At 29.7% G+C, this 11379-nt stretch carries 13 protein-coding genes; all 13 read left to right on the top strand.

Features of this window, described 5'->3' with window-relative positions:
• Positions 1–493: 493 nt before the first annotated feature.
• The 13 genes from HZY82_RS06260 (at position 494) to HZY82_RS06200 (ending at position 11220) form a co-directional block, all read left to right on the top strand.
• The gene (locus HZY82_RS06260; RefSeq protein WP_179939047.1) at positions 494–715 is read left to right on the top strand and encodes a restriction endonuclease subunit S domain-containing protein; all 222 of its coding nucleotides are present in this window, start codon (positions 494–496) and stop codon (positions 713–715) included.
• A gap of 226 nt (positions 716–941) precedes the next feature.
• Complete coding sequence (locus HZY82_RS06255) at positions 942–1808, top strand: AAA family ATPase (RefSeq protein ID WP_135156285.1); 867 nt, start codon at positions 942–944, stop codon at positions 1806–1808.
• Positions 1809–1817: 9 nt separating this feature from the next.
• Positions 1818–3230, top strand: coding sequence for a VWA domain-containing protein (locus HZY82_RS06250; protein ID WP_179939045.1), 1413 nt, complete (start codon positions 1818–1820; stop codon positions 3228–3230).
• A gap of 295 nt (positions 3231–3525) precedes the next feature.
• Complete coding sequence (locus HZY82_RS06245) at positions 3526–4371, top strand: ParB/RepB/Spo0J family partition protein (RefSeq protein ID WP_228098257.1); 846 nt, start codon at positions 3526–3528, stop codon at positions 4369–4371.
• Positions 4372–4377: 6 nt separating this feature from the next.
• On the top strand, positions 4378–5139 hold the full coding sequence (locus HZY82_RS06240; RefSeq protein ID WP_179939077.1) for a ParA family protein: 762 nt from the start codon (positions 4378–4380) through the stop codon (positions 5137–5139).
• On the top strand, positions 5132–5980 hold the full coding sequence (locus tag HZY82_RS06235; RefSeq protein WP_135156288.1) for a ParB/RepB/Spo0J family partition protein: 849 nt from the start codon (positions 5132–5134) through the stop codon (positions 5978–5980). Before HZY82_RS06240 ends, HZY82_RS06235 begins: the two co-directional genes overlap by 8 nt.
• A gap of 4 nt (positions 5981–5984) precedes the next feature.
• On the top strand, positions 5985–6857 hold the full coding sequence (locus HZY82_RS06230; RefSeq protein ID WP_135156289.1) for a mechanosensitive ion channel family protein: 873 nt from the start codon (positions 5985–5987) through the stop codon (positions 6855–6857).
• Positions 6857–7048, top strand: coding sequence for a DUF951 domain-containing protein (locus tag HZY82_RS06225; protein ID WP_179939043.1), 192 nt, complete (start codon positions 6857–6859; stop codon positions 7046–7048). Before HZY82_RS06230 ends, HZY82_RS06225 begins: the two co-directional genes overlap by 1 nt.
• A gap of 175 nt (positions 7049–7223) precedes the next feature.
• Entirely contained in the window at positions 7224–7424 is a 201-nt protein-coding gene (locus tag HZY82_RS06220; protein WP_135156291.1) for a cold-shock protein, read from the top strand.
• Positions 7425–7594: 170 nt separating this feature from the next.
• The gene (locus HZY82_RS06215; protein WP_135156292.1) at positions 7595–8116 is read left to right on the top strand and encodes a hypothetical protein; all 522 of its coding nucleotides are present in this window, start codon (positions 7595–7597) and stop codon (positions 8114–8116) included.
• Between the two features lie 12 nt (positions 8117–8128).
• The gene (locus tag HZY82_RS06210) at positions 8129–8347 is read left to right on the top strand and encodes a helix-turn-helix domain-containing protein (RefSeq protein ID WP_135156293.1); all 219 of its coding nucleotides are present in this window, start codon (positions 8129–8131) and stop codon (positions 8345–8347) included.
• Positions 8348–8399: 52 nt separating this feature from the next.
• Positions 8400–10742, top strand: coding sequence for an ABC transporter ATP-binding protein/permease (locus tag HZY82_RS06205; protein WP_179939041.1), 2343 nt, complete (start codon positions 8400–8402; stop codon positions 10740–10742).
• Positions 10743–10848: 106 nt separating this feature from the next.
• Positions 10849–11220: a VOC family protein gene (locus HZY82_RS06200; RefSeq protein ID WP_179939039.1), complete on the top strand. Its 372-nt coding sequence runs from the start codon at positions 10849–10851 to the stop codon at positions 11218–11220.
• Positions 11221–11379 lie beyond the last annotated feature (159 nt).

The following is an 11379-nucleotide window of genomic DNA, read 5'->3' as shown; positions in this document are numbered from 1 at the left end:
AGCAGTATATTTGTGGAATAATATATAGATTTTGTAAGTAATTAGTTATATACTATTTTTATACTTATATTAGTAAAAGCTGTTGTAATAGAAAAATTTTTTATAAAATCTAAATATTGACTTATTTTATTCCAGATGATACAATGTAAACATAAAGTTAACTAGAAAATAGCATATATAAAAAAGACAGGACGGCAATCCTGTCTTTTTCTTTTTCAAGGCTGGTTACTTTTTAAAGTTCTATCCAACCATTTACAAATGTAATATGAAATAACATTTACCATAATAGAACTTGGTAGGGTAACTAGAAATGATAGCATATATTCACCTCCCTCTGTTACAAGTTTAGTGAAAAGTAACAGACTAATTATATCATATAAAATAAAAGCTGTAATTCTTTTCATGCGTGGCGAATATTTTTAAAATATGTAATACATCTAGTCTTTTTAATGAATAGTTTATTGATTTCTATGGCAAGGAAGGATATAAACAATTGATTAAAAAATATTTAAAAATAATATTACCATATTTTTCTAATTTAACAGAGCACACTAATGCTACAATGGGGAAAACATTAAACAAAAAAGATAAGAGATATATTAATCCCTCTACCACCACAGAGCAAAAGAGGATAGTAGCTAAATTTAAACAAATAAGAGAAATTATAGAAGGTTTCTATAATTTGTTAACTATACACTCTAAGTATATATTTTAAGTTATAAAAATGATTATTTCTTCATACAAATTTATTTGATAAAAATATTCATTAAAGAGCATTAATTAATGCTCTTTTTTAGTAACTTTTTATATAGTAAAAAATTATAATTTACTTTGGATAAATATATTATTACTAAAAAGCATCTTGTGCCTAGTAGCTTATTTTTTATCTATTTAGGCACCTATGCTATAATATTAGTGACTTATAACTTAAGGAGCAAATAATGAAAATTCAAGAATTAAATGATAAATTAAAATCAGTAGGATATATTTCAAATAAAAGAATTAACTATGCTATACTTTCAGCTATTGATCATAAGAAACCTTTAATATTAGAAGGTGCGCCGGGTGCAGGTAAAACATCTTTAGCTAAGGCGATATCAGAAGCATTTGACTTACCACTTAAACGTGTACAGTTTTATGAAGGATTAACGGTAGATAAGTTAATTTATGACTATAACTATCAAAAACAATTATTATCAATTGAAGCAATCAAGGCTTCATTAGAGTCGGAACTTCAAGGCAAATCACCAGAGGAAGCTTTAAAACAAGTATCAAAAATTAATTTTTATGGAGAAGATTTCTTAATTGCAAGGCCTCTACTAGAGTCTATTCAATCAGAAAAAGCAACAGTATTATTACTAGATGAGGTTGATAAATCATCAGAAGAAATTGAATATGCCTTACTAGAATTTTTAGAAGATTATGAAATATCTATACCAGAATTAGGAACAGTATCTGCCAAAGTTCCACCAATAGTAATAATTACATCAAACAATTATCGTGAATTATCAGAGCCACTGAAAAGACGTTGTTCTTACCTATACATTGAAAATAAGACAGCAGAAGAAAATGAAGAAATTATTCTTCAAAAGACACAGGTTAGTCAAGAAATTGCAAAATATGTTGCTGGAGCTTTGGAAAAGTTCAGAGATGCTCAGCTAAGACAAGAACCATCTATAGCAGAGGCCATTACTTGGGCAGAGGCTTTATCTCAGCATGCTGTTGAAGATACACTTCACTTAATCGCTAAGAATAAAAAAGATAGAAAAATGATTGAAAGATTATTGTCTGATAGTTTTACTAATTAGGTGATGCTTATGATTAAAAGATTAACAAAATTGGCTGAATATCTAACTAAACAAGGTATAGCAACGACAGAATCTCAAATTTTATCTATTTTGCGTTCAATTTCTGACTGGGACTTAGATCTTACAAGTTCGGATGATATGGCTATGATTTTTGCCTTGCACCTTGCTAAGAATCAGGCTCAGCAAAATTTACTTTCTAATGTAATTCAAGAATATTTTGAGAATAATGAAAAATTAGCTAATCTTGAAAAGAAAATTGCTAAAATCAAGGAACAAAAAGAAGCTATGAAGAGCCCGGGACAGTATCGTGCTGAGCTTGAGAAAAACTCTAAGAAAGCTGAACTTCAGAAAAAATTGGATGACAAGGCTAAGGAAGAAGATCTTCCTAAGGATGAGAATGAACTTAAGAAGATGAAGATAGATTTGGAAAAAGAGGGAAGACAGCATTTATCTAATGGTGATTTAGCTCAGTTTGAGAATGTGAATTCTAAACTTCAATCAATTTCTGAAATGGAAAACTTGATGTCTGAGATCAAGAAGGAGAGAGAATTTATCAATAATGAAATGGAAAATAGAAAAATTCAAGCTAAGGAATTAGATGAAGAGTTGGAAGAGACTTTAAAAGAGATTGAACATATAGATTCTGTTGATCGTAGTCAAGACTTTGTAAATAAAAACAATAGGGCCGTGCAATCTCTAGGACAGGGAAGTCATAAGCTGAGTATTAGTCATGAAAACCTTCCAGAAATAAGTAAGTTTATTAGGGAAAATAAGCAGTCTTTCAAGACTAAGTTTTTACGTATAGTATCGACTGGTGAAAGGCGTAAATTAATGATTCAAAATACTATTAAGTCAGCTTGTAAAACAGGTGGTAAGCCTCTGCACTTAGAGTATGAGAAAAAGAAAAGATCTAAAGCTAATCTTCTATTATTATTAGATATGTCAGATTCTTGTTCTGCATCATCTAGTATACTTCTAACTTTGGCACATTCATTTAAAGAAGTATTTGCAGGTGGGACGCAGGCTTATGCTTTTGTAAATAGACTATACGATATTTCTGATCTTATGGAGGAGACTAGGATAGAAACAGCAATTGACAATGTCTTTAAAAGAATTCCAACAGCGAGAGCCTATACTGATTATCAAAGACCTTTGAGAATGCTTTGGGAAGATTATCAAAGTAAAATTAATAAGGATACTATTGTTATTGTAGTAGGAGATGCTAGAAATAATAGGCTAGATCCAGGAGAAGAATTTTATAGAGCTATTTCTAGGCGAGCTAAGAAGATGGTGTTTTTAAATACAGATCCAAAATCAACTTGGGATACAGGAGATTCTATTATAGGAGTTTATAGTCAGTATTCAAAAGCCTTTGAGATTACAACTTTAGGCCAATTAGAATACGCATTAGTGAATATATAAAACACCAAAAAATTTGGGATTTGAAAGGTCAACTCAAAAAATACAAATAAGTCTTAAAAAATTTGAAGATGTCAAAGCAATATATGTTCGAATAAATGGAGATTATAGCTTGCTGTAATATTAAAATATAATCGACTTTTAGTCGATTATATTTTTTCTTTATTTTCTGGGAAATAATTCTTTACAATTAGCTTAATATAAAGAAATCAATCCTTTATTTTATTGGGAAATATTTTTGACTTGTAAACCTTAGTATGGTATTCTAAAAATAGAAAATATAAAGGGGATGAATGCAATGGCTGACACAGCTAAACCGTTTGACAAATTATATAGTTTAAGTAGACGTGCAGAAAAAGTAGGTATTGCTGACGAGGATATTCTCAAAGATATAGCCTTGTCTAGAATTATTCCCAATAGATATCAACCAAGACGTGAATTCGATGATGGAAAAATTAAAGAACTTGCTGAATCTATAAAACAAAATGGTTTACTCCAGTCAATTACTGTTAGGGATCTAGGTGATGGCTATTTTGAATTGATTGCTGGAGAGAGAAGATTCCGTGCATTGCAAAGTTTAGAGAAAGTATCTACTAAAGCCATAGTTAAGGAACTTACTGATGAGCAAATGGCAACACTGGCCCTAATTGAGAATATTCAGAGAGAAGAACTTAGTCCTATTGAAGAAGCTAATGCTTATATAAGATTATTAGAGATTAATAATATAACTCAAGGAGAACTCGCAAAATCTTTGGGAAAAACTCAGGCAACCGTTGCTAATAAAATAAGATTGTTAAAGTTATGCCCTAAAGTAATAGAGGCCATTTCTTCAAAAAAAATTACTGAAAGACATGGTAGGGCTATGGTTAAGTTAGACCACACTCTACAAGAAAAAATATTAAATCAAATTTTAGTTGCAAACCTAAATGTTCTTCAAACAGAGGAGAAGATTAATCAATATTTAGAACTTAAAAATGAAGATAAACACATGGATATTACGTACGATTCTCAAAAAATAGTTGCCAAGCTATTAAAAGAGATAAGAAAATTAGAAGAAAAGTATGATGTTAGTTTTGATAAGGAAGAAAGTGAAGGAATGGATCATATTGAGATTAGTATAAAGGTTCCAAGATATAAATTTTAGAGGTGAATTATGAAAGTTTTGGCAGTATGTAATCAAAAGGGTGGAGTAGGAAAGACTACAACATCTATAAACTTAGCTGCATCTTTGGCTAAGTTGAAAAAGAAAGTTCTTATTATTGATACAGATCCACAAGCAAATGGTACTAGTGGAATAGGTATAGATAAGAATGATGTAGAAAAATCTATCTATAATATTCTTGTAGATGAAGAAAATATTAATAATGTTATTAAAAAAACAGCATATGAAAATCTTGATATAGTACCCTCTAGTATAGCATTAGCAGGAGCAGAGGTAGAATTAGTTTCAGCAATCAGCCGTGAACAAAGAATGAAAAATGCTATTGCTGAATTAGAAGAAGATTATGATTATATAATCATAGATTGCCCTCCATCATTAGGGCTTATTACCTTAAATTCATTAACGGCAGCTCATGGTGTTCTTATTCCAGTACAAACAGAGTATTATGCCTTAGAGGGATTAAGTCAACTTATGAATACTTTTTCTATTGTTAGAAAGCATCTGAATTCTGACTTAGATATTTACGGAGTTTTATTAACTATGACAGATGCTAGAACTAATATTTCTAATCAAGTAACAGAAGAAGTAAGAAATCATTTTAAGGAAAAGGTTTTTGAAACTGTAATAGCTAGAACAGTACGTTTAAGTGAGGCTCCGAGTTTTGGAGAACCAATTATTGAGTATGCTAAGGCATCTAAAGGTGCCAAGCAGTACTTATCACTTGCGAAAGAGGTGATTGCACGTGGCTAAAGGAAAAGGACTAGGAAAAGGACTAGGTGCTATTTTTCAAACAGAAAATAGTAAAGTAGAAATTAATGAAAATGACAAAATTTTAGAAATTAGTTTGGATAAAATTCAAAAGAATCCATATCAGCCTAGAACAATTTTTGATCAAGATAAAATTGATGAATTAGCTGAATCTATTGAGAAAAATGGATTGTTACAACCCATAATATTAAAGAAAACTTTATCGGGATATTATATCATTGCTGGAGAACGTCGTTATCGTGCTAGTCAGAAATTAGGTCTTGAAAAAATTTCTGCAATAGTTAAGGATATAAGTGATGAGGATATGATGGTCTTTGCTATATTGGAAAACTTGCAACGTGAAGATTTATCAGTGTTGGAAGAGGCATCAAGTTATCAGCAATTAATTGAAAATTTAGGTCTTAAGCAAGAAGAACTTGCTAAAAGATTAGGTAAATCTAGACCCTATGTAGCTAACACACTAAGACTACTAAACTTGCCATTAGAAGTTAAAGAGATGTTAGCAAGTGGTAAAATCAGTGCTGGACATGCTAAAGTATTATTATCAATTAAAGATAAAAATGAATTACTACTAGTAGCTAATAAGTTAGTAAAAGAAAAAATGTCAGTAAGAGCTTTAGAGGAATATTTGGCAAAAGAAGCTAAACCAAAAGTTAAGAAGGTAATTAAAAAAGACGAATATATAGCAGCTGAAGAAGAAAGATTAAAGAAAAGATTAGGAACGAGTATCAATATAAAGCAGGCTAAAAATAATAGTGGAAAAATAGAAATTGAGTTTAAAGATATTGATGAATATCAAAGAATTGTGGATTTACTAGGTTAGTTATATGGTGGATTATTTTAAAGATAAAATTTGGTCTTATATAGGCAACCCTGACTTATACAAGATGCTCTTTGATAAGTTGGCAACAGTAGTAATAATTTTATTTGTTTCTTGGCTAAGTATAAAAATAGTTTTATGGATAGTTGACTATTTATTTGAAGCTAGTAAAAAAGCTAATGATAAGTTTACACTTTCTATTAAAACCAATATTAAAAGGACAGCTACTTTTCATAAATTAGTTAGGTCTATCTTAAGTTACATTATTTACTTTATTGCTATTATTCAGGTTCTTTCTGTTTTCGGTATTAATACAACTGGTATTTTAGCATCTGCCGGAATAGTTTCTGTAGCCATTGGTTTTGGTGCACAGACTTTAGTGAGAGATATTATTACAGGTTTTTTCTTAATTGTAGAAGATCAGTTTGCTGTTGGTGATTATGTGAAAATTTCTAATCAAGCAGCATTTATCGCAGAAGGAAATGTACTTGCCTTAGGTCTTAGATCAACTAAAATTAGATCTACAGGAGGAGAAGTCTATTTTATACCTAACTCCTCAATTAATCAGGTAATTAATTATTCGCAGACATATAACTTAGCTAAGGTTGAATTTCCTATATTTCTAGAAAGTGATTTTGCTGACCTGGAGGAACAAGTGAAAAAACTTTTGGAAAAACTTAATGAAAAAGATGAATATAAAAAACATTTCTATAAAAAAGAAAAGATTGTTTTAAATTATGTAACTAGGATTGAAAATGAGGTGGCTTATTTAGAAATAATGGTTAAAGCTAAGTTAGGTAAGGCACCTTTAATACAAAGTCAATTAAGACAGGATTTTTATGATGAATTTAAGGAGAGAATAAGGGAGGTTAATAAATAATGGAATATGGATTAAATGATATTATTGAAATGAAAAAACAGCACCCTTGTGGGAATAATAAGTGGAGAATTACAAGAATGGGGGCCGATATTAAAATAAAATGTTTAAAGTGTGATAATAATATCATGATGCCTAGAAGAGAATTTAATAAGAAGATTAAGAAAGTTCTTGAAGAGGCTGAGAGGAAATAATTTGTAAGTAGACTAGATTTAGTGTATAATTATGATTAGTCAATAAAAGTATAATTTAATAATTGTAATATAGGTATAGGTTTTTTAAGTGAGTTTCGTTTATTTTATTTATTATCTAAAAGCAAAAGTTATGTTAAGCAAGTAATTGATAATAAATTTAATAGGAGGCCATAGTATGAAACAAGGTACAGTAAAATGGTTTAACGAAGAAAAAGGATTCGGATTTATTGAAGTAGAAGGAGAAAAAGATGTTTTCGTGCACTTCTCGTCAATCAAAAAAGAAGGATTCAAAACACTTAAAGAAGGGGACAAGGTAGAATTTTCTGTAGAAGAAGGTAACCGAGGACCACAAGCTGCTGAAGTAGTAGTTCTTTAAATTTTAAAAACAGGGCTTAGGCTCTGTTTTTTTGTTGAAATTTTTAAAACTAATATTCGAATAAATTTTATCATTTAAAATTAAAAACATATCGAAAAACAATATAAATATATTGAATTTAAAATTAAATTATGGTATTATTATTATAAAGAAGAAGGAGGAGATATAAAATGAGAGAGGCAAAGGTAAGGAATAGAGTATTACTATTAATTAGTTATATATTGAAACTAGTATCTTACTTAAGCTACATAGCAGTAGTTATTGTGTTGGGGCTTAGAGCATTACTATATTTTATTAACGCAGAAATAGTATTTAAAGACTGGTTAAATGACCCACAATTTTCTAATTTTACAACTAATTCAGAAATAATATTTAAAGACTTGCTATATGACCCACAATTTTCTAATTTATTTAAGTTTTTTGGAATGATAATAGTTTTATTAGTTATGGCTTATATATTAAGAACTATGGCCAAGCTTGTGGCTAATGTTAGTAAAGATATTATTTTTGAAAGAAAGAATGTTAGCTACCTTAGAGGAATGACTATTGCAACATTTTTATTATCATTTGTAATTTCAGATCAAAGTCTTGTAGATGGAGGGGTAATTCTACTATCATTAACCTTATTTTTATTTTCAATGACTTTATCTAGAGCAATAATTATTGCAGAAGAACAAGAATTTACTATCTAGGAGAGTGAATTTATGATAGTTATAAATTTAGATGTAGAATTAGCAAAAAAGAAGATGTCTTTGGGGGAACTTTCTGAAAAAGTAGGGATTACAGCAGCCAATCTATCAATTTTAAAAAATGGTAGGGCCAAGGCTATCAGATTCTCTACACTTGAGGCGATTTGTAAGATCTTGAAATGCCAACCTGGGGATATTTTAGAATATAGGGAAGATGAAGAGAAGAATAATTAAGAAAGAATTTACTACTTATGTTTTATCATAAATTATAGGTAAGGGAGGAAATATGTTAGAGTTAAAGAATATTGTAAAAGAGTATAATTTGGGAGGAGTTAAATCAACGGCCTTAAAAAATGTTAGTATAGCCTTTCCTCAGTCAGAATTTGTATCTATTCTAGGTGCGTCTGGATCTGGAAAAACTACTATGTTAAATATTATTGGAGGTATCGATAAATATACGTCTGGAGATTTAGTTATTGCCGGAAAATCTAGTAAGGATTTTAAAGATAAAGATTGGGATGCTTATAGAAATGGAACGATTGGATTTGTATTTCAAGCCTACAATTTAATTAGTCACTTAACAGTTCTAGATAATGTTAAATTAGCTTTATCTATTTCAGGTATATCTAGTAGAGAAGCTATTGAAAAATCTAAAGATGCTCTTGAAAGGGTAGGTTTGGCAGAACATATTAACAAAAAACCAGGTCAATTATCTGGAGGTCAAATGCAAAGGGTAGCTATTGCACGTGCCTTGGTGACTAACCCTAAAATAATTTTGGCTGATGAACCTACAGGGGCATTGGATTCTAAGACAAGTGTCCAAATTATGGAACTTATCAAGGAAATAAGCAAGGATAAGCTGGTAATTATGGTTACTCATAACCCGGAATTGGCAAAGGAGTATTCTGATAGAATAGTAAGGGTTGCTGATGGAGAAATTGTAGAAGATACTAAGCCATATAGTCTTGAAAATAGTGAAGGGTCAACATATATTGCTTCTAAAACAGCCATGTCTTTAAAAGATGCAGTTAAATCTAGTTTTAATAACTTACTTACTAAAAAATTAAGAACATTTTTAACTGTATTGGCATCTTCGATAGGAATAATCTCAATTGCTTTGGTGCTTTCAATTTCAGAGGGAATGAATGGATACATATCTAAATTAGAAGGGGATAATGTTTCTACAATGCCATTTACTATTATGAATCAGCAACCTACTGAGGGAGTGAGAATAGCAAGAACTTCGGAAGATACAGGAGAATCTAGTGATGCTAATTCTAGTAAGATAAAAGCTAGTAGTACCAATGATTTACATACTAATAAATATTCAGAAGATATATTAGGAAACGGGCAAACATTTATTAAATATTTTGAAGAAAATGCTAAAGATTATTATAAAAATATAGAGTATACGAATGCTTACGGATTAAAATCTCTTGTGAAAAATTATAATAATCAAGTGCAAGAAGTGAAAATTGAAGATGCAGAAACTTTTGGAAATTCAACAATTTTTTCAAAATTATCTACTGACAAGAGTGTTTTGACTAGTCAATTCGATATTGTTGCTAAACTTGATGAAAATTTTGACTACATAAAAGATAATGAAATGATTTTATTTGTAGGAAAAGATAATTCTCTTGATAAGTCAATATTAAGAGCTTTAGGTTATGATGACAATGCTAATTTAGAATTTAAAGATTTATTAGGAAAAGAAATTTCAGTAGTAGATAACGATAATTATTTTGAAGAGGTATCAGGTATCTATGTACCTAAGAAAGCTGATGATAATGCTTATAACTCTGGAGTAAAAGCTAAGATAGTAGCAGTTGCTAAACCTAGTGCAGATAATGTAAGCAGAACGGGTTATAGTTTAGGTTATACAAGTGCTTTAGAAAAGACAATGTTAGATAAGGAGAAAAATTCTAAAATTGTAGCAGCACAAAAAAAGGATACTTCTAAAAATGTAATGACAAAACAAGATCTAAAAGATAATGAGCTAGAGAATGTATTAGGCTACTTAGGGGCTAGTGAAAAACCAATTTCTATTGCAATTTATCCAAAATCAGTTGATGATAAGGCCAAGATTGAAAATGTAATAGTAGACTATAATAAAAAAGTAGAGAATAAGTATCCTAATGATGCATCTGCAGCAGAAAAAAATTCTATCAAATATATGGATATATCGGCAGCAATAACAGGAATATTAGGGGAAATAATTACAACAATCACTATAATATTAACATCATTTGCAGCTATTTCTCTAGTAGTTTCGTCAATTATGATAGGAATATTGACTTATGTGTCAGTTGTAGAACGTACTAAAGAAATCGGAATATTAAGAGCAATTGGTGCTAGAAAGAAAGACATTACAAGAATTTTCAATGCAGAGGCAGGACTTGTAGGACTTATTTCAGGTTTGACAGGGGTATTAATTGCAGCAACATTATCACTACCCTTATCAAGTGTAATTAAGAATGCTATCAAAGTAGAAAGTTTCAAAGCTTCTCTTCCACTAGATCAAGCAATTTATTTAATAGGCTTAAGTTTAATTCTTACTCTACTTGCATCAATTATACCAGCAAGAATTGCAGCTAAGAAAAATCCAGTAGAAGCACTAAGAAGTGAATAGGATTTTAGATTAAGAAAAATATATAATAATGCGTTAGGCTTGGAACTTGATTAATAGAATTAGAAAATATATAATTAAATGCACAAGTAATGAAAGAGGTTAATGTATGTTATCAAAAAATTTAGGTGTAATGTTGTATGTAGAAGATGTGGCTAAAGAGAAAGAATTTTGGAAGTCGATTGGATTTGAAATTGTATCTGAAACTGAAATGATGTCTTATGAAATGTTTGAAATGAAATCAAATTTAGAATCAAGTATAACATTTACAGTTTTTAATAAAGAATTTATCAAGCAAGTCTCTCCGGAAGTTGTTGATAATCAGCCTAGTGTTTTATTTGAAACTAATAATTTAGAAGAATTGCACAAAAAGCTAGAGGCAGTAACGGATACTGTTGGTCAAATCCAAGAAGTACCATTTAGAAATTTTAACTTTGCTAGTCCAAGTGGTAATTATTGCGCAGTAAAAGAAGTTAAGTAAATAATATTAATTTATTTTATAAAAGTGAGAAGATTAAAAATAAGTGAATTTTTTAGTAACACATTCAGAGATTAATTTCTGAATGTGTTTTTTTTATGACTGTAATTAAGAAAATTTACTGTTTATTGCTATAATGTGTTAAAATAGTTAATAATAGAA

Origin of the sequence: Gemella sp. GL1 (assembly GCF_013415365.1) — a bacterium.
Classification (GTDB): Bacteria; Bacillota; Bacilli; order Staphylococcales; family Gemellaceae; genus Gemelliphila.
This window is presented reverse-complemented; position numbering and strand designations above follow the sequence as displayed.